Genomic DNA, 23,770 nt, shown 5'->3' with positions numbered 1-23,770 from the left:
GCAATTCTCTATACAGTACTATTTATTTTCTTTTTTTTATTTCAAAAACAGGAGAAGATCCAATTTTATCTATCATAACAAAAAGAACGGGCTAAAGCCCGTTCCTATTGAATTATAATAACAAATAGTTTCGATTATTTTTTCTTCAGATCCAGATCATCAAAATCAAAACTGAAATCCGTCACATCCGAAATAGCTTTCAACTTTGCAGATTGTGCTTTTCCAGTCTCATCATAACTGAAAATAATATAAGCATCAGCATCATAGCTTCTGTCATCCCATTTAATAATGAATGAGTTATTCGAATAAGGAAGCAACTCACCTTTTAATCTCGGTGAATTTTTACATGAAATTCTGTAAGTACCTCCCTGCTGAGTAATTTCTACATCACCAAACCAAACATCATTATAGGTTCCTGTAAACTGCTCTGCTTTTGGCTGAAGTGATTTTTCTTTTTTGAATGCTTCTGATTTTGCAAACGCTTCTTTCTTTTGTTTTTCAAATTCCACATTCATTTTAGACATCCTCTCCCCATACGTTTTTAGCCAGTTTCTATCTGCCACTCCAAGGTAAGAATCCTTTACCGTATTTGTAATAGTACTGAAAGCAGCACCGGATTGTTGATTAGTCAAGACAACAATTCCCAGTTTAAGATCAGGAATTAAAGTAAACTGTGTTACCGTTCCTATAAGACCTCCAGTATGCTGTACTTGCTTGTGTCCTTTCACATCACTTAAAAACCATCCTAAGCCATATCCATAAAAACTCGTATCATACGGATTCTTTGCGGCAACCCTATCAGGGATCTGCAGACTCCAGAGTTGTTGAACATTCTTATCAGAAACCAGTTTCTTACCGTCTTTAGTAGTAAAGTTATTCAACAGACATTCTGCCCAGATTGTCATATCCTTAATGTTACTCATAATTCCTCCAGCAGCATTAGCTGTTTCATTCCAATCGTGGGGAACTGCAATGGCTTTTCCGTCTACGGGAGCATGAGCATCAATTTTATTGGCTGAAGCCTTCGCTCTGTTATAACTTCCAAAGCTGGAAGTCATCCCTACAGGTTTCATAATTTTCTGCTCGATAAACTCTGCCCAGCTTAATCCGGAAACTCTGTGAATCACTTCCCCTGCAACAACAAACATAATATTGTTGTAGTCCAAAGTTGTTCTAAAAGGGTTTTCAGGTTTTAGATATCTTACATTGTGAACAATATCATTCACTGTTAAATTTCCTCCCTCCGGAAAAAACATCAGGTCACCTTGCCCCAATCCTAATCCGGCTCTATGGGTAATCAGGTCCTTTATCGTAACATTTTGTGAAACATATGGATCGTACATCTGAAACTCAGGAATGTATTTTGAAACCTTATCGTCCCAGTTCAGTTTTCCTTCATCTGCCAGAATTGCTAACGCTACACAGGTAAAACCTTTAGAATTAGATGCAATCCCTACAAGTGTATTATCATCCATCGGCTGCTTGGTGGTGAGTGAACGCACTCCAAATCCTTTGGAATAGGTTACTTTTCCATCTTTTACAATTCCCACCGACATTCCCGGAACGTCAAAAGTCTTCAGAGTATTTTGGATCAGTTCATCCAGTTTTTTTTCTTCAACCTGTGCATTGGCTAATCCTACGGTTAAAAGAAAAATGAAATAAGAAAGTTTCTGCTTCATTACTTTTTAATTTTCTCAAATTTAGTAAATATTAGACGATGTTAATTTTGTCAGTGTTAAAAGTTTACTTACATTTCCCATTAATCAGTTATTATTCATGAAAAAATCTATTGGTATCCTATTATTATCATTTTTTGCCATCAATTTTGTTAAAAGCCAGGACAGGACCTCAAATCCATTACTTTTACAGACCTGGAAGTTGAAGAAGCTTGACACCTATATTTACACCTATGAAACACAGGATGTTTTTGACACCAAAAATCCCGGACTAAAATTCAATAAGAATGGAAAAGTTATAGGAAATTTAAGTAAGTCTGCCAATGGATATGATGCTACAGAAGACTTCCCTAATAAAGCTTCAAAATTTGAACGTTACAGTGGAAGCTGGAAAAAAGTTTCAGATTCTTCAATTGCCATTGTATTTCCTTCCAATAATAGTATGAATGGTACTTTTACTATTTCAAGGCTTATCGGGAATGAACTAAAATTAAAGAAAGTGTTCAGTGCAGATATTGAAAAGAAACTTGACTCTATCCGCAGAACCAAGGATATTTCTTACTAATCTACTCAATATTTTAGGTAATTATCTGAACCCTTGAAAATAGTTTTTTACTAAAGCTTCTTTATATTTGCAGTCTAAAAGCATTACAATGGCAATAAACAGGTTATTGGCTTTCTTCTTATTGATGATAAGCTGTAATTTATATTTTTCTCAGGATGTAACGATCAAAGATGATAAGGTTCTTCTGGATGGTAAACAGATTCTGAAAGCAGAAAAAATCAATGCAGCTCAGTATTCATTCTTTTCAATGAAAGATGATGAAGAGGTTTTGTTATACAAATATATGGATAATGAAACTCCAAGATATGTGAATGATGATTTCTTTATCCTCAACTTCCTGACTGAAAAAACCAAAATAGAATCTACAGATATGGCTAAAATTGCCAACTTCATGAATTCTAAAAAAGGAATGGAAAAACTGGTAAAATGGCTATTAAAGGAAAGAGTTATCAATCATGATGGAGAACTGAACCCTGAACGCGTTGCTGTATTTAAGGACAAATACGACGAAAATATCACTGAAAGAACACTTAGATAATGACAAAGATCTTACTTCTTTCCGATTCTCACTCCTATATCGACGATCGAATTTTAGAGTATGCATCCCAGGCAGATGAAGTTTGGCATTGTGGCGACTTTGGAAGCATGGACGTTATTGAGCAGCTCGAAAAGATAAAACCTCTAAAAGGGGTCTACGGAAATATTGATAATACTAAGATTCGTTCTGAGTTTCCTGAAGTAAATCGTTTTTTCTGTGAAAAACTGGAAGTTCTGATGATCCACATCGGTGGCTATCCCGGAAAATATACTCCACTTACTAAAAAAGAAATCACTGAGAAAGCTCCGAAATTATTTATTTCAGGGCATTCACATATTTTAAAAGCCATGTATGATGAAAAGAACACTCTTCTTCACCTGAATCCCGGAGCCTGCGGAAAACAAGGCTGGCATAAGATGAGGACAATGATGCGTTTCGTAGTGGATGGTGAAGAAATTAAAGATCTGGAGATTATTGAATTAGGCCCAAGGGTGTAGCAGATTTCTTGATATAAAGAGACAAAGATTAAACAGGCTCATCTTATTTCTGATGGAACCAGAGATTGGTTTATCATTTGCTAAAGAGAGCGAATAGGTTTTAAATAATATGAAAATTGGGGATACCGTTTCTGTAGTGGACGAGAATTTAAGCGGGGTTGTGACTTCCGTGAAAGGAAACATTGTGGTTTTTAAGGATGAATACGGCTTTACCCATCAATATCCCAAAGAAAAGCTGGTTCCCAAGGATAAGGATCTTTACGAAAATATCAGAGTGATAAGAAAGACAGAGCCTAAAAAAATTATTTCTAAAAAACATCAGAAAAATCATTTGGTTTTGGACCTTCATTTTCATAATTTGGTAAAGAATCCTAGTGATTATGACAGTTTTGAAAGATTGTTTATTCAAAAGGAAAAATTGATCGAAGTGCTGGAATTTTGCAGAAGAAATAACCTGAAGAGACTGGAGATTGTTCACGGAATTGGTGATGGAATCCTTCAGAGGATGGTTCGCGATGTTTTGGAAAGCCAGGTTAATATTGATTTTTATAATAAGGAAATACTTCACCATCAATCGGGTGCGGTAATGGTAGAATTTCACTAAATTTGCAGCAATTGAAATATGAACGTACTTAATTTACTTTTTACCAAAGACGGATTGATCTACCAGATTGTGAAAAACAAAAACATTCTGGAAGAAAAGTCTTATTTTGTTACTGAAGAAACCCCAGACAACCTTATTGAGGAAAAACTGGATGAAGTTCTTATCAAACAGCGATTTGATGAAATACAGGTGATTTCTGCATGGAATCATTTTACCCTGATGCCGGAAGGTTTTTCTGACCACGATGCCGGATTTGACTTAATTTCTTTCAATGCTCCTACAGATAAGGAGCAAGAAGAACTGATGCTTTCCATCAACAAAAAGTTTAATATTCAGTTTTATTATACTTTCCCGAAGAATTATTACAAAAAAATAAAGGAACTGGCTATACCGGTACACTTTAACTTTTCCGGAGAAAAGTTTTTAAGTTCAATTAATAATAAGAATAACAAGGAGATTCATATCAACCTTTATCATAATCAATGTGAATTTTTTGCCATTGACAATAAAAAGATCATACTTTACAACAATCTGGACGTAAACTCTGAAGTTGACTTTCTTTACTTCATTATGTTTACCTTAAGCAAAATAGGCTTTGGTATTAATGAAACCAGCTTTTATGCCTATGGAGAAACTACGGAAAATGAGACCTTTATTTCCGAGCTTCAGAAATTTGTGAAAAATCTGAAAATTGTTTTTGACAATATTCCCAATAAGAATTTTATACTTAATTAGCTTACAGATAGCAGGGAAATGGAATCTGATTCCAAAAATATCTGCCGTCTATAATCTACTACCTAAACCCTAATACAACATGTTCAGAATAATATCAGGCAAATGGAAAGCCAAAAAAATTGCCGCCCCAAAAAACTTTGATGTAAGGCCAACCACAGATTTTGCCAAGGAAGCTTTATTCAGCATTCTGGAAAACAAATACGACATGCAGTCGATTGCTGTGCTTGATCTTTTTGCCGGAATCGGTTCTATTACTTTCGAATTTGCTTCCAGAGGATGTCAGAATGTAACTTCCGTGGAAATGAATCCAAAGCACACAGCCTTTATCAACACTACAGCTTCTGAATTAGACATGTCTCTTCAGGTCAACGTACAAAGAGGTGATGTATTTGACTGGCTGAAAAAATTCAGAAACAAAAAATCTTTTGAAATTGTGTTTTCTGATGCTCCATTTGAGATGGAGGAGAAAAAATACTACGAATTGATTTCCCTGGTTTTAAATAATAAATACCTAAAGGAAAACGGAGTCCTTATTGTAGAACATCAAAGCAGAATGAAACTGGAACATCCCAATCTGATAGATACAAGAAAATATGGAAACGTGAGTTTCAGTTTTTTCAATCCAAATAAAGAAGATAATCAGGAACTTTAATTCCTGATTATTTTTTTTGACCTCTCGGGAGCTGTTTTCCCCCATTTTGTAATTTCTTCTAAAACAGGCAGCAAAGTCTTACCAAAATCCGTTAATGTATATTCTACCATTAAAGGTGGCTTTTCTGTAAACACTTTTCTATCTATCACGTTATCTTCTTCCAGCTGTTTGAGCTGAAGACTCAGTGTTCTCTCTGTAATGGTAGGAATTACTTTTCTCAATTCATTATATCGCTTTGCGCCATCAATGAGGTGATATAAAATTACAGCTTTCCATTTTCCTCCAATAAATCTCATGGTAACACTGGTACAACAAGGATAATTTTTATTGTCTATTGTATACATTTTATACTATCATTTTTTACCGTTATTGCAAAGTTAATAAACTTAAATTAATTTTGTAACTATAAAAATGATAGTATAAAATTATGAGCTTTTTAGACAAAATGAAAACAAGGTATACCGTAAAAAAGTATAACCCACAAGGAAATATCAGTGAAGAACAAATTTCTCAATTGAAAGAAATCCTTAACCTGAGTCCATCTTCCATCAACAGCCAGCCATGGAACTTTATTTTTGTAAATCGTGGAGAATTGAAGACAAAACTTGCAGAAGTTTCTTACATCAACAAAGAGAAAGTACAGGATTGCAGTCACCTGATTATTTTTCAGGTCATTAAAAACCCTGAAGATTTTGAAAAGCAGATTGAGGAAAGCCTTCCTGAGGGGAATGTGAACTATTACAAAAATAGAGTAAAGCCTAAAGGAGAAGCTGATGTAAAGGCATGGCTGGGTCATCAGGTTTATTTATCACTCGGAGTATTGCTTTCTGCATGTGCTGATATGGGAATAGACTCTACTCCAATGGAAGGTATTGAACCAGATCAGTATGATGATATTCTGAAAAATGAGAACTACAAAACTCTTTTTGCTGTAGCTATTGGAGAAAGAACAGAGACCGATGCTAATCAACCGAAATTCAATCCAAAGACAAGGCTAGAAGCTGAGAAAGTGATTTTGGAAGCCTAATTTCTAAACAAAGTCAAGCCAAATTGCTTTGCACATATTGAGATGTTTCAATATATCCGCAATGCCAAGCTAAAAATAAAAAGTCTGCTTCTATAGAGGCAGACTTTTTATTTATAATACTTTTAGTTCTAAATCGATCGTTTTACCGAAGAATTTCTTGGAGATCTTTTCAAAGTTCTTGGTAAGATCAGAAAGGTAAAAATGATAATTGGGTGTTTGATTATTATCATTAAGGAGATTATACTTATCAAGAATAATCTTCAGATGATTAGCCACAATGTTAGGAGAATCAATAACACGAACTCTGTTTCCATAATATTGTTTTATTTCATCTATTAAAAGCGGATAATGGGTACACCCCAAAATCAAAGTTTCAATATTCTTCAGCTTACTGTTACTCAAATAATTGTAAATAATAGCATGGGTAATGGGATGATTCTTGAAACCTTCCTCAATGGCAGGAACCAATAATGGAGTTGCCAATTCATCAACCTTAATCCATTTATTATGTTTTCGGATACTCTTCTTGTAAAGACCGGAATTTACCGTTGCTTTAGTCGCAATAACTCCTACATTGTTATGAATCTCATAGGAAACTTTTTCAGCAACGGGATTAATAACATCAATTACGGGAACCTTACCGGCAACAGACTGCATGACTTCATTTAAAGCATTTGCAGTAGCTGTATTACAGGCAATTACAATTGCTTTACAGTTCTGTTGTAGCAAGAAGTTAGTAATTTTTGTAGAATATTCTATAATCGCTTCTTTCGATTTTTCACCATAGGGAAGGTGCTTTGTATCTCCAAAATAAATAAGGTCTTCATGGGGAAGAAGCCTTTTGATTTCTTTAGCTACGGTAAGTCCTCCTACTCCACTATCAAAGATACCGATAGGCTGGCTGGGTGAAAGATGCGAGTAATCTTGTTTTTTAGTTTTCAAATGAACTGAAATTTTATACAAAAATACAAAGATTTTAGCTTCAAAATTTGAGTTTAATGAGTTTATTTATTCTAAACTCGGCTCTTTTTCAAAGCAATTAAACCATAAATAAATCAGAAGCAATTCCATCTGCCATAAACCAATGTTTTTCAGGAATTTTTAAGTGATTATCCTCAACAATTAAAATACCTTCTTCCTTTTTTTGTTTGATTTCATTTTGAAAATGTTCAAGAAATCTATCGTTGAACTTATCTTTTAGACTTTTTAGATCAACTCCCCAGATTGTTCGCAACCCAATCATGATCATTTCATTAAACTGATCTTCCAAAGAAAGAATTTCCTCTTCCTTGGCCAGAAGTTTTGCATTAAGCTTTTTAATATACTGCTGATTATTGGCTACATTCCAGCTTCTCACATCAAATCCATTGTAAGAATGTGCCGAAGGTCCTATCCCTAAGTACTCCTGATACTTCCAATATGCAGAATTATGTCTGGAATAAAAACCAGGTTTTGCAAAGTTGGAGACTTCATAATGTTCAAAACCGTTATCTTTTAAAAAGTCTGACAAGTAATAAAATTCTCTGTTTTGCTCTTCTTCCCGCGGACTTTTAACTTTTCCTTTTGAAATCCAGTTTTCCAAGGCAGTTTTAGGCTCAACGGTTAATGCGTAGGAAGAGATATGAGGAACTTCCAATGCAATAGTTTTATTTAAATTTTCTTTCCAGATTTCCAAATTGGAAGTAGGTGAACCGTAAATTAAATCTATGCTTAAGTTTTCAAAACCGAAGTCCTGGGCACGCTTAATAGAACCTTCTGCCTCTGAAGCTGTATGGGCCCGATTCATCAGTTTCAAATCTTCTTCAAAAAAGCTTTGGGTTCCGATGGATAACCGATTAACCGGCGTTCCTGCCAATTGTTTTAAAAATGTCTTATCCAGATCATCAGGGTTGGCTTCCAGCGTAATCTCAATATCTTTTTCAAAACTAAAATAATGTAAAACCTCATCAATCAGGGAATTGATTTCATCCACCGAAAGAATGGAAGGGGTCCCTCCGCCAAAATATAAGGATTTTAAGCTCTTGTTCTGCAATTCATCCTTTCTAAGCTTTATTTCAGCTTTCATGGCATGGAGCATTTCGTCCTTAAAATTCAAGGAGGTGGAAAAGTGAAAATTACAATAGCTGCATTTTTGTTTACAGAAAGGAATGTGAATATATATCATAAAAAAGCCCTGAAAAATTCAGAGCTCAAATTTATTTAAATTAAATTGATTAATATCTATATCCTCTAACATTAATAAAGTTATCGAAGTTATAACCAAGACCAATCATGAAGCTGTTTCCTCCATAGGTCTGAATATCAGATAATCCAAGGTTATAAGTAGCTCCAATCATGAATTTATTGAATCTTACCTTAACAATAGGAGCGATTTCCAATTGTTGGCTGTCAAATCTATTTTGAGCAGCTCTATAGCTTACCCCAAAAGAGAATGCATTGATCTCATTTGAGAATGTAGCCATTAGGTTATAGTCCATTACTCTTGTTGAGTTGGTATTCAGGTTGATCATTGCTGCAGGTGTCAGCATGATATTATCGGCAATGTGCCAGTTATATCCTAAGTTTAAGAAGAATTTAATTGGAGAAGGCTCGTATCCGTTTACAATTGGTTTATCGTTACCTAATGCGATATCATTTACAGAAACACCTCCAAAAAGGTTTTTATAAGTAGCAGCCAAACCGAAATTAGCATAAGCCATGAAGATATTACTTTCTTCACCTCTTACCAATGGGTCACCTTGCTCCTCAACGTTAATTTTAGAATAATCAAAATTTCTATTATACAAACTTACACTTGTACCAAAGGAGAACTGATCTTTTCTATCTCCCTCACTACTTAGAGGAATAAAATATGAAGCACCAGCGGTAACACCTCCTGAAGACTCTGCTCCATTACTGTCTCTGAATACTGTAAGACCGGCACCTACTCTATCGAATATGTTTGCATTGATTCCCACTGATTGTACGTTTGGGGATTCGCTGAATTTTGAAAATTGCTTTTGATAAATGGCATTGAGCTGTACGTAGTCTGTTTTACCGTACTGAGCTGGGTTGAACAGGAAGTCACCATCCAAAAGATACTGTTGATAATATGGTAGTGATTCTTGTGCTTTGTATGCATTTGACAAAAGAGCTAAACATACGATAGCATATAGTTTTCTCATAACAAATCTTGATTTCAATTCAACAAATATAAAAAAATTCTCAATATATTTTTAGTTTTCTAAATAATTTCTCCATTTTTTTACGGCATCCGTCATATCTTTGGGCATTGGGCTTTCAAAATATAATTCCTTTTTTGTTGTTGGGTGTATAAATCCTAGGGTATGGGCGTGCAAAGCATGTCTTGGCAAAATTTCAAAAACATTTTTAATAAATTGCTTATATTTTGGAATGTTTACTCCTCTTAACGGAGTATGTCCTTCATATCTTTCATCGTTAAACAATGTATGCCCAATATGCTTGAAATGCGCCCTGATCTGATGGGTTCTTCCCGTTTCCAGTTTACATTCTACCCATGTCATATATTTGAACCTTTCCAACACCTTATAGTGGGTAACCGCGTGCTTCCCTTGGCTTCCGTCTTCATAAACAGACATCTGCATCCTGTTTTTGGGATGTCTTCCTACGTGGCCTCTTATTGTTCCTTCTTCATCATTAAGATTTCCCCACACAAAAGCCCAGTACAACCTTTTCGTAGTTCTGTTGAAGAACTGCTTGGCCAAAAAGCTTAATGCATATTCATTTTTGGCAATTACCAAAAGTCCGGAAGTATCCTTATCAATCCTATGAACAAGTCCTACCCTGTCAAGATCAGATTTTGCACCATTCTTTTCAAAATGATAGGCCAGGGCATTTACCAATGTTCCATCCCAGTTTCCGTGTCCGGGATGTACCACCATTCCTGCCTCCTTATCTACTACTACCAAATCATCGTCTTCATAAACAATATGAACAGGAATATCCTGTGGAATAATAACATTTTCCCGAGGCGGATGAGTAAGCAATACCGAGATTTGGTCCCCTGGTTTTACGCGGTAATTCTGCTTTACTGGAGTTCCGTTGACTATAACGTTTCCAGCCCTACAGGTCTGTGAAATTTTATTTCTTGAAGAGTTTTGTCTGTATATTAAAAGAAACTTATCAATTCTTAATGGGTCCTGTTTAGGGTCAACAGTAATATTAAGATGTTCATACAATCCTTTATTTTCCTCATCAATATCGATATTCTCAATACTATTGGAATCCAGCAATTCTTCATCTAAAAAATCTTCGTTATCTTCTGACATTGTTTTTATTTTTTTACACAAAAGGCCTCAACATTTTGCAGTTGAAGCCTGTATTTTTTATATTAATCTGAAATTATTCTACGACTACCTTTTTAGCTTTTGGCTTTTGAGCAGGTTGCTGACCTGTAGTGGTAGAAGCAGTAGGTTTAGTTGTACTTCCTGTAGACGAGGGAGTTGTAGAAGCTTTTGGCTTCTCAGTTCCTGAGCCTGTGGCAGGCTTTGGAGTTGTCGTCTGAGGTTTAGGAGTCTCTGTTTTCTGCCCCTCTGGCTTAGGAGTTTCTCTTCTTGGTGCCGGAGGAGGGATAACCGGAGCTTCATAGCTTGGTTCATTATGAACTTCTTCATATCGTACCGGAGGCAAAGAAGTATCTACCTTCATACGATAAATAGAGTTTAGCTGTTCTATTTTAGCTCTTAATTCTGCTGGAGTCTTCTTACTTGCCCAAAGGTCAATCTGCATTCCCTGGTCACGAACATCTCCTGAACTAGGATCCTGGTAATAAATGATATCAGATTCATCTTTACCTCCATCTTCATGCTCTACCAATCCTACTTCAAACATACTCTTCGTAATAACAGCTCTGGCTTCCTTTACAGAAAGTCCTACAACATTAGGAATTGAAATATTTCTCATTGGCCCGGATCCTACCACAACATCAATTACTGAGAATCTAGGTAAACGAGCACCCGGATTTACAGCATTTCCTTTATACAGGATTCTTAGAAGAGCATCTTTCTGAATACTTGGCTCATAAATGGTATCTCCAATTTTAAGACCTACCTGATCCAATCTCTGGAATGCCAGTCCTGAATATTTATTAATTACATCCGGAACAGCAATTTGCGCCCATGTTCTAGGGTTCACCTTAAGACGCACCGTTCTTCCGTCCTTTACACGGGAACCCGGTGCAGGATAAATCTGAAGAACCTGAAATGGTCTGTATTTCGGATCATAAGTCGCACTATCTACTTCATATTCCAAACCTGTATCGTCTAATATTTTAACGGCATCATGTACAGATTTGTTAACAACATTAGGAACAGGTATTTCCTGACCGTGATTAGTATGGTACTCCAACCAGCGAAACGTAAGCCATACAAGCCCAACGAAAACACCGATGGCTACTACTAAATTCAATAAAACTTTCCAACTGAAAAGTGATTTAAGCATACTTAAAAATACTTTAATTACAACGGCAAATATAGCTAATAATTTTAGAATGTGCTTTTTATTTAACACAATTCATTTTTGATCTTAAAATTTGTGGATTTCCCCTATTGCATTACATAAAATGTTTAAATTTGCCTTAATTGATACTATATGGTTATGAACAAAAAAAGTGTTGCCGTAGTAATGGGAGGCTATTCTGATGAATATGTTGTATCCTTAAAAAGCGGACAGTTGATCTATGATTCCTTAGACAGAAATCTGTACGATGTATATAAAGTAGTAGTCCTTAAAGACGAATGGTATTTTTTAGGCGAGAATGATAAAAAACACCAGATCAATAAAGGAGATTTTTCTGTCGCTTTAGATAATGGCGAAACATTAAAATTTGATGTTTGCTTTAATATCATCCACGGTACGCCTGGTGAAAATGGTATTCTACAGGCTTACTGGGACGCAATAGGACAAAAATACACAGGTTGTGATTTTTACCAGAGTGCCCTTACTTTCAATAAAAAAGACACCCTTGCTGTGTTGTCAAAATATGGAATTCCTTCTGCAAAAAGCATTTATTTAAGAAAGGGAGAAGATATCAATGTTGATAAAATTGTAGAAGAATTAAAGCTTCCTTTATTTGTGAAACCTAATCAATCGGGATCTTCATTGGGGATTTCCAAGGTTAAGGAGAAATCTGAATTAATTGCAGCGACAGAAATAGCTTTTAAAGAAGATAATGAAATCCTGATCGAAAGTTTCCTGGATGGTATGGAGGTTTCCGTAGGTGTTATCGACTTCAAAGGTGACACTATTGTTTTAGGAATTACTGAAATTGTTCCAACCAATGAGTTTTTCGATTATGAAGCTAAATATGAAGGCGCTTCTGAAGAAATTACTCCTGCAAGAATTGACGAAGAGACCACAAAAAGAGTTGAAGAAATTACTAAAAGAGCCTACGATTCCCTTGGAATGAGTGGTTTTTCACGAAGCGAATATATCTTGATGGATGGCATTCCTTATATGCTTGAAATGAATACCAATCCAGGGTTCTCTCCTGCAAGTATCCTTCCCCAGCAGGCGAAACATTATGGAATCTCCATTATGGATCTTTGCGGAAATGAAGTTGAAAAAGCTTTAAATAAAAGAAAATAGATAATAGACGTTAAAATTAGAGACTAGATATTAGAAACTGAATAAAGTCATAATTCATAGTCTAAAATTTATAACTCAAAATTATAACTCGTACCACATGAAAATTGCTGTTTTCCCAGGGTCATTTGATCCCATTACTTTAGGACACTACGATATTATAGAAAGAGCAGCTCCGCTTTTTGATAAATTAATTATTGCCATTGGACAGAATTCTCAGAAGAAATATATGTTTCCTCTTGAAAAAAGAATGGAATTTATCCAAAACTCTGTAGCAGAATTCCCCAATGTAGAAGTAGACTCATTTGAGGGTCTTACCGTAGATTATTGCTTCGAAAAGAATGCTCAATACATTATCAGAGGGTTAAGAAATCCGGCCGATTTTGAATTTGAGAAAGCCATTGCCCACACCAACAGAACCCTTGCTCACAAGAAACTGGAAACAGTATTCTTATTAACGTCATCCGGAAAATCCTTTATCAGCAGCAGCATTGTAAGGGAAATCATTACTCATGGCGGAGAATATGAGCTCATGGTTCCTGACTCGGTGAGAGTAGAAAAATAAGCAAAATAATAATTGATAAGCGATAAATGATAATTGATAAAATGGCCAAGAATTTGCTTAAGCAAAAAATTATTTCTCAATTATCATTTATCATTTATAATATATGCACGAACAGTTCAATTTTGCCATAGAAGTCCTTGGGACCATTGCGTTTTCCATGTCCGGAAGCTTTGCAGCCATGCAGAAGCGCCTTGATCCGTTTGGTGTACTTATTATTGCCTTTGTAACTTCTGTGGGAGGAGGAACTGTAAGGGATCTTCTTCTGGACATCCCTGTATTCTGGATGCATGATCTTTTGATGTGCGTCCTGATTTTGGTTACCAGTATCTTTTCAATGGTATTTAAATCCCTTGAAAAGAATTTTAAGGTGACTTTATTTATTTTCGATAGCTTCGGGCTGGGCCTGTTTACCATTATTGGTGTACAAAAAGGACTGAATGCTGGTATTCATCCTTTAATATGCATTGGACTGGGAACCATTACTGGGTGTTTTGGAGGGATTATCCGGGATATATTGCTTAACAGAATTCCATTGATTTTTAGAAAGGAAATTTACGCTACTGCATGTATTGTGGGAGGTGCTGCATTTTTATTAATGACAAAATACACTCCATTATCATACACTTTTATACAGATCTTTACGATCTTACTCATCGTTGCCATAAGAACACTTGCTGTGAAATACCACTGGCAGATGCCTAAATTTTATGGCTATGATCAGAACTCAGAAATGTAGGTTCATAAAAGATGTATTCGTAAACTGTGGACTAAAGATCATTTTGAAAAAAAAACAGTCTACCGGCATTTAGAGAAAATCTTTATCCAAAAGACACTTTTTTTCAAGCTCCACCACCTCTGTTGCTCCCAATAAGAAAAAAAAGTCCTGAAAAAATCAGGACTTTTATATTTACATAGGAGATTTCTTAGAATCTTCCTCTTTGTCTCATGTTAGGGTTGTGCATATGCTTCTGCATTGTTGGCATTTTCAGCTGATCTTTCATCATTTTGATCTGATCTGTCATCATTCCAGCACTATCCAATCTTTTTGCTTCTTCCAGTAATTTTTGTCCTTCCTGTCTTCTTCCTTTAGAAATAGCTGCTGCTGCAAGATTTAAAGTAGCCATCGCTCTGTCGTGCTTCATATTCAAGCCATATTCCAAAGCTTTTTTCATTAATGGCTCTACTTTTGTCGGATGATCCTGAGCTTGTGTTAATCCTAATAAATAATGGAAATATCCATATTGAGATTGATGAAGCTGTGTTTTATAATTGGTGATTTTTGTTAACCACTCTCCTGCTTTATCCATATTCTGCTTTCTCAATTGCCAGAAAGCCAAAAGGATATACTCATTTTTAAAGAAAAGTAAAATTGGAAATGCAGCCAAAAGGAAAATAACAATTCCCCACCCAAGATTTCTTGTGAAAATCATCATATAAAGTCCTAAAAGGATAAGAAGTGCTGCGACTGCAATTTTTATGTATTTATTCATTATTAAATTTTAGAAGTGCAAAGATAAAAAAATTAGAGGTTAGAAGCTAGAAGTTAGAGCTTAGAATTCTCATAACTATTCGTTCTTAATTTTTTCAAACGTCTGGAAACAGAAGTTATATTCATTTTTTTCATCTTTTTCATGACATACTTCACTTGTTTTTTTCCAGATCTTTCCGTCTATTTTAGGAAAGAATGTATCTGCTTTCAGCTCCGCCTTTACCAATGTAACTTCAAGTTTATCTACAATTTCCATTGTTTGTTCATAGATATTACCCCCGCCAATAACAAAAACATCTTCATCAATCTTTTTAGCAAATTTCATAGCTTCCTTAAGGCTTCCCACAATAAGAATCCCCTCCTCAAACCAGTCTTTTCTTCTTGAAACAACAATATTCGTACGGTTAGGAAGTGGCTTCCCAATACTCTCATACGTCTTTCTTCCCATAATAATCGGATGTCCCGAAGTAAGGTCCTTAAAATGTTTTAAATCTTTAGGAAGATGCCAAAGCAACTGGTTCTCAAAACCAATTTCGTTCTTCTCTCCCATTGCAACCACTATTGTTGTCATTCAAATATAATTTTTTACAAAATTAGCACATAATTTGTATATTTGATTAGCACAAAAAATTAAAAAAAAATAAACTATGAAAAATAAAGGATGTTTGGGCGCCGGAACAATTGGCATTGCCCTCCTTATTATTGTTGCAGTCCTATTCTTTTGGGGAAAAAGCGGATATAATAGCTTTGTAGACAAAGAACAGACGGTTAACGCAAAATGGTCTAATGTAGAGACTGTGTATCAGAAAAGAGCGAATCTTATTCCTAATTTGGAAAGAACAGTAAAATCTTATTCAAAATTTGAGCAGGAAACGTTAACTCAGGTGGTTGAAGCGCGTTCCAAGGCAACTTCCATCAATGTGGACCCTACCAATATGACAGATGCTGATATTGCAAAGTTCCAGGCTGCACAGGGAGAATTATCCGGTGCATTAAGCAGATTGATGGCGGTAGTAGAGTCTTATCCTAATCTGAAAGCTGATCAGCAGTATATTAACTTCCAAAGAGAGTACACTGCCATTGAAAACAGTATCAGAACAGAGACTGTTTATTATAATGATGCAGCAAAGGCTTACAACACCTCTATCAAGACTTTCCCAAATAATATTTTGGCGAACTTCACCAACTTTAAAGAAAAACCTTATTTCAAAGCCGAAGCAGGAGCTCAAAAAGCACCTGAAGTATTCAAATAATGGGTAATCACCTTACAAATCAACAGATCGCTTCCCTTGTGGAAGCGATTCAGTCAGCAGAAGATCACTCTACAGGAGAGATCAGGGTACATATTGACTCTAACACTGAAAGCAACCTTGCAAAAACAGCATTTGAGGTTTTCAGAGAACTCTGTATGAACAAGACAACCGATAGAAATGCTGTGCTTTTTTATATCAATTTCGAACAGAAATACCTGACTATTATTGGGGATTCCGGAATTCATGAGAAAGTATATCAATCTTATTGGAACCATTTGCATGACTACATCACTGCTGAATTTGCCAAGGGTAATTACTATAAGGCATTACAAAGTGCCATTTTGGAAACAGGCCTTGAACTAAAGAAATATTTTCCTGTAGAAGGAGAAAACCCAAACCAACTCCCGAATGAAATTACGTTCTCTTAAAATAGTATTTTCATTTCTATTGATTTGCTTTTACACTTTTGTATCAGCACAATATACCATTCCCGAAAAGCCAGCCGTTTTATACCCTGTTTTTGATGAAGCAGGTCTTCTTTCTCAACAGGAAAAAGATGCGCTTAACAACAAACTGATTAAGTTTGCAGATTCTACCTCAACAGAGATTGAGGTCATTATCATCAAATCTACCAAAGGAGAAGATGTTAATTTTCTGGCAACCATGTTTGGTCAGCAATGGAAAATCGGAAAAAAAGGAGTAGATAACGGAGTAGTCTTTCTTGTAGCCACTGAAGACAGAACAATGTCTATTCAGCAAGGAAGAGCTGTGGAGCAGTATCTTACGGCATCAGTAGCAGGCCAGATTCTTGATTATATTGTTACGCCTAATTTTAAGAGAGGCCTTTGGTATGACGGGATCAATCGTGGTACCTCAGCCATCATGGAGGCCGTTCAGGGAAAATTCAAACCTGAAGCCACTACAGCCCCTTCAGGGGATGGAAGCGCTCTTAAAATTGTCATTATAGCCTTTGTTATTTTCATCATTATTGCCATTCTTTTCGGTAATCGTGGTGGCGGTGGCGGCGGTGGAAATTATGACGATGACGATGATGTTATTATTACACGCAAAGGACGCAGAAACTATCCTGGCGGCTTCTTTCCATTCCCTGGTAGTTTTGGAGGCGGCAGTTCCGGTGGTGGAGGTGGTGGTTTTGGTGGCTTCGGCGGAGGCGGAAGTTTTGGCGGAGGCGGTGCTTCCGGCGGATGGTAATCTTACAAGAATTATAATCATCTATAAAACAAATCAGGTCTCAATGGCCTGATTTTTTATTTAAAAACTTAAAATAACATCATTTCTTTGATTTTAATTGACACCAAATCACCTTTCACATATTAAAAAACTAATAAATCCACACAAAACCTACCTTTTATTCATTATTTTTTCAGTATATTTACTGAAAACAGGATTATGAAGAAGACGCTGGTTGTATTTGCACACCCTTACCTGGAGCACTCCAATTCTAATGTAGAACTTATCAATTTCTATGTTCGTCACCAGCATTATACCCTACGAGATCTTTATGAAGAATATCCTGATTTTCATATTGCTGCCTTCAGAGAAAGGAAACGTTTGGCCAACTATGAACGATTTGTCTTTCAATTCCCATTGATATGGTTTGGAATGCCTCCTTTATTAAGATTATGGATTGATGAAGTCTTTGACCGTGATTGGCTACAACCGGGAAAAGTAAATCCTCTGGAAAATAAGGAAGTCTACATTCTGGTAACAACCGGAGGAAAGGAAAGATCTTTTAGTAAGGACGGGACCTATCAATATTCAGTGGATGAACTGATTAGTGGATTGATTGTTTCATTAAGGGTTTTCAAGGCAGATATCAAGCACATTAAGATTGTTTACGAGGCCAATAAATTGTCTAAAAAAGACATTATTTTACATAAAAAAGAGTTTACAGAACTACTCAATCAATAGCATATGGAGTCTAGCTTAGCGATGAACACACTACTTTTTCTGGGTGTAGCCATTATTATGGTTCCACTGGCAAGAAAATTCGGGTTGAGTTCTGTAATTGGTTATATTTTAGGAGGAATCATTATTGGCCCCTATGTACTGAGGCTTACAGGAAATAATGTAAATGACATTATGCACGCCAGTGAGTTTGGGGTTATTATGCTTTTATTTATTGTAGGACTGGAACTGGAACCTCGAAAGTTCTGGGAAATGCGAAAGAAAATAATGGGGTTGGGACTTACACAGATGATTCTCACCATTTTATTATTGTTTGTCGTATTCATCAGTGTGGGTTGGAGACTAGATAAGGCCATTGCTGTGGCCATGTGTTTTGCACTGTCTTCCACGGCTATTGTATTGCAGACTTTACAGGAGAAAAACAACTTTAAGACAACAGCTGGAGAAGCATCGTTCTCTACCCTACTATTTCAGGATATTTCAGTAATTCCAATTTTGGCCATACTTCCCATCATTGCCAATTATAAAGCCAAGCATCATGACAATGAAATTCAGATTCTGATACAAAAGCTTCCGGAATGGCTTCAGGCCGGAACTGTAATCTTGGGAGTTGCCTTATTGATTCTGTTAGGCAGGTATGTATTTGTGCCCTTTCTACGCTATGTTTCAAAATCAGGAATGGCAGAACTACTTACAGCTTCTTCTTTATTTTTGGTTATTGGGGTATCTGAGTTGATGATCGTCATTGGTTTATCGCCTGCGCTAGGAGCTTTCCTGGCCGGGGTAATGCTTGCTAACAGTGAGTTTAGACATGAGCTTGAAGCGCAGATCAATCCTTTTAAAGGGTTATTGCTAGCAGTGTTTTTCGTCAGCGTTGGTTCTACTATTAATTTTAATATTATTCAAAAGGATCCCTTATTTATTTTCAGTACTGTATTTGCAGTGCTTGCTGTAAAGTTTGTGGTTTTATATGCTATAGGAAAATTTTTCAGAATAGATACTCCACAAAGTCTGTTCTATGCATTTGCCCTATCGCAGGTAGGAGAATTTGCTTTTGTACTGATTAACTATGCTTCAGACCTTTATCTTTTAGGCCCTGAACTGAATGCACAACTGATGGCTGTAACTGCCATAACAATGTGTGTTACTCCTATTCTTCTGATTATTAATGATAAATTTATTACTCCTAAGTTCATCAAGGAAATTCCTGAAGGAGAAAATGATTATAATATTCTGGATAGTGATGTAAGCCAAAAGAAGATCATTATTGTAGGTTTTGGGCATTTTGGAAGTACTGTAGGACGTCTTTTAAAGGCTAATAAAATCTCAGCTACAGTTTTGGACAGAGACTCGGATCGTGTGAAGCTATTAAGGAGCTATGGTTTTAAGGTCTATTATGGCGATGCCACAAGAATTCCCATTTTAAGGGCCGCAGGAATTGAAGATGCAGAAATTTTGGTTTTATGTCTTGATGATTCCGGAGATAATATGTTTATAGCAGAACTTGTTCGTGAGCATTATCCTGATGTAAAGATATTTGTAAGAGCGAAAAACAGAATTGATGCCTATGAATACCTGAACAACGGTATCAATCATATTTATAGGGAAACTTTAGGAACCGCTGTGGATATGGCCGTGGATGTACTCCATGAGACCGGCATGAGAAAATATGCAGCAAGACGTCTCGGGCAGAGATTTATGGCCATAGATAAGGCTTCCATCAGAAAGCTGGCCAGAATAAAGGAAGACAATGACATTGCCTTATTTACCACAAAAGAAATCCTCCAGCGTGAGGAGGAATTATTGGCTTATGATAATCTTAATTTTGATACTAAAAATTGGGAAGGCTCCTCATCCACCGATGAAGAAGATGAGGAAGAATCCCAGGATTAATTTATTGAATATTTACACTTCCGCCACTGCTTTCATCCTTGGTGATATTCTTAAGCTCTCCTTTTTTGCTGACATCCACACTTCCTCCTGAGGATGCTTCTGCTCTCACCGAAGAAACAGCACTTATCTGAATACTTGCTCCACTGGATGCCTCAGCTTCCACATTATCTGCAATTACATCTCTTGCTGAGATACTGCTTCCGGAAGAGGAATTAATATCTGCATGCTTAGCTTTTCCTGAAATATTAATACTAGACCCTGATGAAGATTCAATGCCTAGGTTTACAGCCCATACTTTTCCACTAAAGTTACTGCTGCTATCTGCATTAATATTAAAATCATTAGCTTCCATCTCTCCCGAAATACTCCCTGCACTTGATACTTCAACCGTGGTTTTCTCTTGGGTAAATTTATCTTTTACGCTAATGCTCGCTGCTGACTCTGCAATTAGTTTTGTAAAGTCCTTAGTATAAATTTTAGCCGTTACCTTATGAACATTCATCACTCTGATTCCGGATTTATAATGAATATGAAGCTTTCCACCATTGTTATCTACAAGAATCTCGTTGATAATATTTTGAGGTGCTGAAATCACCACTTTCTCTGTTTCAGATTTTATAATTTCTGCATCTATAGCCTGGGAAACTTGAATTTCGTCAAAATCCCCACTGACTTCTTTCTGCTGTATTGGCCCGCTTTCCGTATTGATTACTTTTTCTACCCAGCCATTTTTTTCTCTGTTCTTCTTCTCATGTCTTTCATTACATGAGGCTAATACCACGAAGGCAGATAAAATAAAAAGAGTCCTTTTTTTCATATTTATTTCTTTTATAGATTATTTTTTTTGATATATAATTTAATGACAACTAAATTATGAAAAATATTACATTAGTCTGAGAAATACTATAATTCTGTACAATTTGAATTTAAAAACGATCACCCACCACTCCATTTTCTTAAATACATCAGGCAAAATATCTTTTGTGAAGCAAGTTTTTAATATCTTTATACTTTAATAACAACTATTTTATGAAGAATATTTCATCGGTATTATTAATTTCTGCCTTGGCGTTCAATCAATCTTGTACTACAATGAAACAGACCGATACTCAACAGGAACTTCCTGCCCCTGATCCATCTTTATCTTCAAATCCTTTTATGAAGAAAAGCAAGCTTCAGTATGAAACTCCGGAGTTTGATAAAATTAAAAACGAACATTTCAAACCTGCCTTTGATTTTGGATTAAAACAGCACTCTGCTGAAATTGAAAAAATTGCCAACAATCCGGCGGCCCCTACTTTTGAAAACACAATTGTAGCGTTGGAAAAAAGTGGAGAAGTGCTAAGAAGAGCACAGATTGTCTTTTCTAATCTGACAAGTGCAAATACCAACCCTACTTTACAGGCCTTGGATGAGGAATATGCTCCTATTTTTGCAGGGCACTCTGATAAGATGTACCTAAATGAAAATCTTTATAAAAGAATCAAATCCATCAAGGAAGACGGGCTAGATTCTGAAAGCAAAAGATTAGTACAATACTATAAACAAAACTTTGAAATTGCAGGAGCTAATCTTTCTGCAGCGGATAAGGAAAAATTAAAGCAACTCAATCAGGAACTGGCTTCCCTTTCTACGCAATATGCCAATAAGTTATTGGAAGCAAGAAAGCAAGGAGGGGTATTCTTCTCTGATGCAAAAGAATTGGACGGACTTTCTGCCGACGAAATTGCTGCGGCTGCAGCTGATGCTAAAACAGCAGGACAACCAGGAAAATATCTTCTTGCCCTACAAAATACAACACAACAACCTCTTTTACAAAATCTAAAAAACAGAACAAGCAGAGAAAAGTTGTTTAAAGCTTCATGGACAAGAGCAGAAAAAGGAGATGCCAGCGATACCAGAGAAACCATCGAAAAACTGGCTAAGCTTAGACTTAAAAAGGCTCAGATTTTAGGTAAAAAGAATTTTGCTGAATGGAAACTTCAGGACCAAATGGCAAAAACTCCTGAAGCAGCGACTAAACTAATGAATCAGGTGGCAACTCCGGCAGTGGAAACCGCTAAACGTGAAGCAAAAGATATCCAGGATCTTATTGATCAACAAAAAGGAGGTTTCAAGGTAGAACCTTGGGACTGGAACTTCTACGCTGAGCAGGTAAGAAAAGCTAAATTTGATCTGGATGAAAGCGAAATAAAACCTTATTTTGAAATTACTACCGTTCTGGAAAAAGGAGTTTTCTTCGCTGCTGAAAAATTCTATGGGCTGACATTCAAAAAAAGAACTGATCTTCCTGTTTATCATCCTGATGTAGTTACCTATGAGGTTTTCGATCATGATGGAAAATCTATTGCCATCTATTATCTGGATTTCTATACAAGAGATTCTAAAAATGGAGGTGCCTGGATGAGTAATTTCGTTGAGCAGTCTTATTTAATGGGAACAAAACCTGTGATTGTAAACTGTTATAATTATCAGAAACCTGCTCCTGGAAAACCTTCATTAATCAGTTATGATGATGTTTCAACCATTTTCCATGAATTTGGTCACTCTATCCACGGAATGTTTGCAAGCCAGAAATATCCATCACTTTCAGGAACTAATGTACCTAGAGACTTTGTGGAATTTCCATCTCAGATTAATGAGCACTGGGCGTTAGATCCTGTTGTTATGAAGAATTATGCTGTTCATTACGAAACAAAACAACCGATTCCACAAGCTTTAGTAGATAAAATTAAAAAAGCAGCCACTTTTAACCAAGGTTATATGACTACGGAATTGGTTTCAGCTGCTGCATTGGATATGGATTGGCATTCTGTAACGAATGAGAGTCAATTTATTCCTGTTTTAGATTTCGAAAAACAATCCTTAACTAACCACGGATTTACGTTAGCAACAGTTCCGCCAAGATATCACACTCCTTATTTTGCTCACATTTGGGGAGGTGGATATTCAGCAGGATATTATGCTTACCTATGGTCTGAAACATTGGATAATGATGCATGGGAATGGATCAAAAATAATGGTGGTTTAACTAGAGAAAATGGAGATCGTTTTAGAAAATATATTCTTTCTGTAGGAAATTCTGTAGACCTTAATCAGGCATTTAGAGATTTCACAGGACACGATCCGGATATCAAACCTTTATTAAGAAGCAGAGGTTTTATAAAATAATTCAATGAGAAGCATTCTTTTAAGAGTGCTTCTTTTTTTATGTATCCATGGTAATTCGGTGATAATGTGGATTGAATAAAAACATCTGCAAAGAAAAAGTTTTGGTTAAAAATTTTATTTATTTTCAAATAGGTTAAAGCCAGTTTCTATTGATAATCACTATTTTTGTGGACCAAAATTTTAAATAAAAAAGATGAATTGTCCCTGCTGTTCAGGAAAGCCCTACGAAGAATGTTGCAAGCCTTATCACACAGGAGAAAAACACGCTCCTACCGCAGAAGCCTTAATGCGTTCCAGATTCTCTGCTTTCGCAATTCCCAATGGTGAATATTTGATGGAAACTACGCTTCCCGGAAAACGAAAACTTCATAATAAACAGGATCTTCAGGAATGGGGAGAGATCAATGAATGGACAAAACTGGAAATCATCCGGACTCCTGCCCTAAACCAAGTAGAATTTAAAGCTTATTATACAGATCAGGACGGGTATCCGCAGATCCACCATGAGTTTTCTATTTTTCAGAAAATGCATGAACGCTGGTACTATGTCTCAGGTGAATTTTTAGATTAATA

The 23,770-nt window shown here is 36.0% G+C and carries 27 protein-coding genes; 17 read left to right on the top strand and 10 right to left on the bottom strand.

Translation table 11 applies throughout. The features are described 5' to 3' along the window. Positions 1-134 precede the first annotated feature (134 nt). The gene (locus SCA31_RS21475; RefSeq protein WP_410699057.1) at positions 135-1,679 is read right to left on the bottom strand and encodes a serine hydrolase; all 1,545 of its coding nucleotides are present in this window, start codon (positions 1,677-1,679) and stop codon (positions 135-137) included. 97 nt (positions 1,680-1,776) lie between these two features. Between SCA31_RS21475 and SCA31_RS21470 the strand changes: the two genes are divergently transcribed. The 6 genes from SCA31_RS21470 to rsmD all read left to right on the top strand — a co-directional run bounded on the left by SCA31_RS21470 (position 1,777) and on the right by rsmD (position 5,267). After that, positions 1,777-2,241: a hypothetical protein gene (locus SCA31_RS21470; protein WP_410699055.1), complete on the top strand. Its 465-nt coding sequence runs from the start codon at positions 1,777-1,779 to the stop codon at positions 2,239-2,241. Positions 2,242-2,329: 88 nt separating this feature from the next. Next, positions 2,330-2,779: a hypothetical protein gene (locus tag SCA31_RS21465; protein ID WP_410699053.1), complete on the top strand. Its 450-nt coding sequence runs from the start codon at positions 2,330-2,332 to the stop codon at positions 2,777-2,779. Next, the gene (locus SCA31_RS21460) at positions 2,779-3,276 is read left to right on the top strand and encodes a metallophosphoesterase family protein (protein WP_410699052.1); all 498 of its coding nucleotides are present in this window, start codon (positions 2,779-2,781) and stop codon (positions 3,274-3,276) included. Before SCA31_RS21465 ends, SCA31_RS21460 begins: the two co-directional genes overlap by 1 nt. A 109-nt stretch (positions 3,277-3,385) precedes the next feature. After that, a complete protein-coding gene (locus SCA31_RS21455; RefSeq protein ID WP_410699051.1) occupies positions 3,386-3,880 on the top strand; it encodes a Smr/MutS family protein in 495 nt (164 codons plus the stop codon). Positions 3,881-3,898: 18 nt separating this feature from the next. Beyond that, the gene (locus SCA31_RS21450) at positions 3,899-4,615 is read left to right on the top strand and encodes a DUF3822 family protein (protein WP_410699049.1); all 717 of its coding nucleotides are present in this window, start codon (positions 3,899-3,901) and stop codon (positions 4,613-4,615) included. A 79-nt stretch (positions 4,616-4,694) separates the two neighbouring features. Next, entirely contained in the window at positions 4,695-5,267 is a 573-nt protein-coding gene (rsmD, locus tag SCA31_RS21445) for a 16S rRNA (guanine(966)-N(2))-methyltransferase RsmD (protein WP_410699047.1), read from the top strand. Here the strand turns inward: rsmD and SCA31_RS21440 are convergent. After that, entirely contained in the window at positions 5,264-5,611 is a 348-nt protein-coding gene (locus SCA31_RS21440) for a winged helix-turn-helix transcriptional regulator (RefSeq protein WP_106917396.1), read from the bottom strand. The two genes, rsmD and SCA31_RS21440, sit on opposite strands and share 4 nt — an antisense overlap. 83 nt (positions 5,612-5,694) lie before the next feature. Here SCA31_RS21440 and SCA31_RS21435 point away from each other — a divergent pair, with 83 nt between their 5' ends. Next, positions 5,695-6,294 (top strand): nitroreductase family protein, encoded by a 600-nt coding sequence (locus SCA31_RS21435; protein WP_410699045.1) that lies wholly within the window; start codon positions 5,695-5,697, stop codon positions 6,292-6,294. A gap of 111 nt (positions 6,295-6,405) precedes the next feature. Here SCA31_RS21435 and murI read toward each other — a convergent pair whose 3' ends face one another. From murI to SCA31_RS21410, 5 genes are all read right to left on the bottom strand, one after another. Further along, entirely contained in the window at positions 6,406-7,236 is an 831-nt protein-coding gene (gene murI, locus SCA31_RS21430; RefSeq protein ID WP_410699043.1) for a glutamate racemase, read from the bottom strand. Between the two features lie 97 nt (positions 7,237-7,333). Continuing rightward, complete coding sequence (gene hemW, locus SCA31_RS21425) at positions 7,334-8,458, bottom strand: radical SAM family heme chaperone HemW (RefSeq protein ID WP_410699042.1); 1,125 nt, start codon at positions 8,456-8,458, stop codon at positions 7,334-7,336. A gap of 49 nt (positions 8,459-8,507) precedes the next feature. Next, the gene (locus tag SCA31_RS21420) at positions 8,508-9,458 is read right to left on the bottom strand and encodes a PorP/SprF family type IX secretion system membrane protein (protein ID WP_410699040.1); all 951 of its coding nucleotides are present in this window, start codon (positions 9,456-9,458) and stop codon (positions 8,508-8,510) included. Between the two features lie 51 nt (positions 9,459-9,509). Beyond that, positions 9,510-10,583: an RluA family pseudouridine synthase gene (locus SCA31_RS21415; RefSeq protein ID WP_410699039.1), complete on the bottom strand. Its 1,074-nt coding sequence runs from the start codon at positions 10,581-10,583 to the stop codon at positions 9,510-9,512. 73 nt (positions 10,584-10,656) lie between these two features. Then, entirely contained in the window at positions 10,657-11,754 is a 1,098-nt protein-coding gene (locus tag SCA31_RS21410; RefSeq protein ID WP_410699037.1) for a PASTA domain-containing protein, read from the bottom strand. A gap of 156 nt (positions 11,755-11,910) precedes the next feature. Between SCA31_RS21410 and SCA31_RS21405 the strand changes: the two genes are divergently transcribed. The 3 genes from SCA31_RS21405 (at position 11,911) to SCA31_RS21395 (ending at position 14,198) form a co-directional block, all read left to right on the top strand. Further along, positions 11,911-12,900, top strand: coding sequence for a D-alanine--D-alanine ligase (locus tag SCA31_RS21405; RefSeq protein WP_410699036.1), 990 nt, complete (start codon positions 11,911-11,913; stop codon positions 12,898-12,900). 97 nt (positions 12,901-12,997) lie between these two features. After that, positions 12,998-13,462 (top strand): pantetheine-phosphate adenylyltransferase, encoded by a 465-nt coding sequence (gene coaD / locus SCA31_RS21400; RefSeq protein WP_076356137.1) that lies wholly within the window; start codon positions 12,998-13,000, stop codon positions 13,460-13,462. 103 nt (positions 13,463-13,565) lie between these two features. Further along, positions 13,566-14,198 carry a trimeric intracellular cation channel family protein gene (locus SCA31_RS21395; RefSeq protein ID WP_410699034.1) on the top strand — a complete coding sequence of 211 codons (633 nt, stop codon included), beginning with the start codon at positions 13,566-13,568 and terminating at the stop codon, positions 14,196-14,198. A gap of 187 nt (positions 14,199-14,385) precedes the next feature. On the opposite strand, the gene SCA31_RS21390 is transcribed toward SCA31_RS21395, so the two are convergent. Next, positions 14,386-14,952: a DUF2892 domain-containing protein gene (locus tag SCA31_RS21390; protein WP_410699033.1), complete on the bottom strand. Its 567-nt coding sequence runs from the start codon at positions 14,950-14,952 to the stop codon at positions 14,386-14,388. A 75-nt stretch (positions 14,953-15,027) separates the two neighbouring features. Further along, positions 15,028-15,522 (bottom strand): dihydrofolate reductase, encoded by a 495-nt coding sequence (locus SCA31_RS21385; protein ID WP_410699031.1) that lies wholly within the window; start codon positions 15,520-15,522, stop codon positions 15,028-15,030. Between the two features lie 76 nt (positions 15,523-15,598). On the opposite strand from SCA31_RS21385, the gene SCA31_RS21380 reads away from it, so the two are divergent. The 5 genes from SCA31_RS21380 (at position 15,599) to SCA31_RS21360 (ending at position 20,026) form a co-directional block, all read left to right on the top strand. After that, complete coding sequence (locus tag SCA31_RS21380) at positions 15,599-16,204, top strand: LemA family protein (RefSeq protein ID WP_410699030.1); 606 nt, start codon at positions 15,599-15,601, stop codon at positions 16,202-16,204. After that, positions 16,204-16,632 carry a TPM domain-containing protein gene (locus tag SCA31_RS21375; RefSeq protein ID WP_410699028.1) on the top strand — a complete coding sequence of 143 codons (429 nt, stop codon included), beginning with the start codon at positions 16,204-16,206 and terminating at the stop codon, positions 16,630-16,632. The genes SCA31_RS21380 and SCA31_RS21375 overlap by 1 nt, the downstream gene beginning before the upstream one ends. Next, positions 16,613-17,416, top strand: coding sequence for a TPM domain-containing protein (locus SCA31_RS21370; RefSeq protein ID WP_410699026.1), 804 nt, complete (start codon positions 16,613-16,615; stop codon positions 17,414-17,416). Before SCA31_RS21375 ends, SCA31_RS21370 begins: the two co-directional genes overlap by 20 nt. Positions 17,417-17,614: 198 nt before the next feature. Continuing rightward, positions 17,615-18,136, top strand: coding sequence for an NAD(P)H-dependent oxidoreductase (locus SCA31_RS21365; protein ID WP_109623199.1), 522 nt, complete (start codon positions 17,615-17,617; stop codon positions 18,134-18,136). A 3-nt stretch (positions 18,137-18,139) separates the two neighbouring features. After that, positions 18,140-20,026: a monovalent cation:proton antiporter-2 (CPA2) family protein gene (locus SCA31_RS21360; protein WP_410699025.1), complete on the top strand. Its 1,887-nt coding sequence runs from the start codon at positions 18,140-18,142 to the stop codon at positions 20,024-20,026. Between the two features lies 1 nt (position 20,027). Here SCA31_RS21360 and SCA31_RS21355 read toward each other — a convergent pair whose 3' ends face one another. Continuing rightward, on the bottom strand, positions 20,028-20,843 hold the full coding sequence (locus SCA31_RS21355) for a GIN domain-containing protein (protein WP_410699024.1): 816 nt from the start codon (positions 20,841-20,843) through the stop codon (positions 20,028-20,030). A gap of 212 nt (positions 20,844-21,055) precedes the next feature. Between SCA31_RS21355 and SCA31_RS21350 the strand changes: the two genes are divergently transcribed. Together SCA31_RS21350 and SCA31_RS21345 are read left to right on the top strand one after the other, a co-directional pair. Beyond that, on the top strand, positions 21,056-23,197 hold the full coding sequence (locus tag SCA31_RS21350; protein ID WP_410699023.1) for a M3 family metallopeptidase: 2,142 nt from the start codon (positions 21,056-21,058) through the stop codon (positions 23,195-23,197). A 193-nt stretch (positions 23,198-23,390) separates the two neighbouring features. Continuing rightward, entirely contained in the window at positions 23,391-23,768 is a 378-nt protein-coding gene (locus SCA31_RS21345; RefSeq protein ID WP_410699021.1) for a YchJ family protein, read from the top strand. Positions 23,769-23,770 lie beyond the last annotated feature (2 nt).

The organism is Chryseobacterium sp. SIMBA_028 (assembly GCF_046535285.1).
GTDB lineage: Bacteria > Bacteroidota > Bacteroidia > Flavobacteriales > Weeksellaceae > Chryseobacterium.
Note: the sequence above shows the minus strand (reverse complement) of the source record. Positions and strands in the feature narration are given on the sequence as shown.

Excerpts from the sequence above, each read along its gene's own strand:
- SCA31_RS21435 (WP_410699045.1), top strand. The coding sequence starts at position 5,695 with ATGAGCTTTTTAGACAAAATGAAAACAAGGTATACCGTAAAAAAGTAT.
- SCA31_RS21405 (WP_410699036.1), top strand. The coding sequence starts at position 11,911 with ATGAACAAAAAAAGTGTTGCCGTAGTAATGGGAGGCTATTCTGATGAA.
- SCA31_RS21410 (WP_410699037.1), bottom strand. The coding sequence starts at position 11,754 with ATGCTTAAATCACTTTTCAGTTGGAAAGTTTTATTGAATTTAGTAGTA.
- SCA31_RS21375 (WP_410699028.1), top strand. The coding sequence starts at position 16,204 with ATGGGTAATCACCTTACAAATCAACAGATCGCTTCCCTTGTGGAAGCG.
- SCA31_RS21460 (WP_410699052.1), top strand. The coding sequence starts at position 2,779 with ATGACAAAGATCTTACTTCTTTCCGATTCTCACTCCTATATCGACGAT.
- SCA31_RS21470 (WP_410699055.1), top strand. The coding sequence starts at position 1,777 with ATGAAAAAATCTATTGGTATCCTATTATTATCATTTTTTGCCATCAAT.
- hemW (WP_410699042.1), bottom strand. The coding sequence starts at position 8,458 with ATGATATATATTCACATTCCTTTCTGTAAACAAAAATGCAGCTATTGT.
- SCA31_RS21355 (WP_410699024.1), bottom strand. The coding sequence starts at position 20,843 with ATGAAAAAAAGGACTCTTTTTATTTTATCTGCCTTCGTGGTATTAGCC.
- SCA31_RS21475 (WP_410699057.1), bottom strand. The coding sequence starts at position 1,679 with ATGAAGCAGAAACTTTCTTATTTCATTTTTCTTTTAACCGTAGGATTA.
- SCA31_RS21360 (WP_410699025.1), top strand. The coding sequence starts at position 18,140 with ATGGAGTCTAGCTTAGCGATGAACACACTACTTTTTCTGGGTGTAGCC.
- SCA31_RS21450 (WP_410699049.1), top strand. The coding sequence starts at position 3,899 with ATGAACGTACTTAATTTACTTTTTACCAAAGACGGATTGATCTACCAG.
- SCA31_RS21465 (WP_410699053.1), top strand. The coding sequence starts at position 2,330 with ATGGCAATAAACAGGTTATTGGCTTTCTTCTTATTGATGATAAGCTGT.
- SCA31_RS21455 (WP_410699051.1), top strand. The coding sequence starts at position 3,386 with ATGAAAATTGGGGATACCGTTTCTGTAGTGGACGAGAATTTAAGCGGG.
- SCA31_RS21415 (WP_410699039.1), bottom strand. The coding sequence starts at position 10,583 with ATGTCAGAAGATAACGAAGATTTTTTAGATGAAGAATTGCTGGATTCC.
- SCA31_RS21370 (WP_410699026.1), top strand. The coding sequence starts at position 16,613 with ATGAAATTACGTTCTCTTAAAATAGTATTTTCATTTCTATTGATTTGC.
- SCA31_RS21345 (WP_410699021.1), top strand. The coding sequence starts at position 23,391 with ATGAATTGTCCCTGCTGTTCAGGAAAGCCCTACGAAGAATGTTGCAAG.
- SCA31_RS21395 (WP_410699034.1), top strand. The coding sequence starts at position 13,566 with ATGCACGAACAGTTCAATTTTGCCATAGAAGTCCTTGGGACCATTGCG.
- SCA31_RS21350 (WP_410699023.1), top strand. The coding sequence starts at position 21,056 with ATGAAGAATATTTCATCGGTATTATTAATTTCTGCCTTGGCGTTCAAT.
- SCA31_RS21365 (WP_109623199.1), top strand. The coding sequence starts at position 17,615 with ATGAAGAAGACGCTGGTTGTATTTGCACACCCTTACCTGGAGCACTCC.
- SCA31_RS21390 (WP_410699033.1), bottom strand. The coding sequence starts at position 14,952 with ATGAATAAATACATAAAAATTGCAGTCGCAGCACTTCTTATCCTTTTA.
- SCA31_RS21440 (WP_106917396.1), bottom strand. The coding sequence starts at position 5,611 with ATGTATACAATAGACAATAAAAATTATCCTTGTTGTACCAGTGTTACC.
- rsmD (WP_410699047.1), top strand. The coding sequence starts at position 4,695 with ATGTTCAGAATAATATCAGGCAAATGGAAAGCCAAAAAAATTGCCGCC.
- coaD (WP_076356137.1), top strand. The coding sequence starts at position 12,998 with ATGAAAATTGCTGTTTTCCCAGGGTCATTTGATCCCATTACTTTAGGA.
- SCA31_RS21380 (WP_410699030.1), top strand. The coding sequence starts at position 15,599 with ATGAAAAATAAAGGATGTTTGGGCGCCGGAACAATTGGCATTGCCCTC.
- SCA31_RS21385 (WP_410699031.1), bottom strand. The coding sequence starts at position 15,522 with ATGACAACAATAGTGGTTGCAATGGGAGAGAAGAACGAAATTGGTTTT.
- SCA31_RS21420 (WP_410699040.1), bottom strand. The coding sequence starts at position 9,458 with ATGAGAAAACTATATGCTATCGTATGTTTAGCTCTTTTGTCAAATGCA.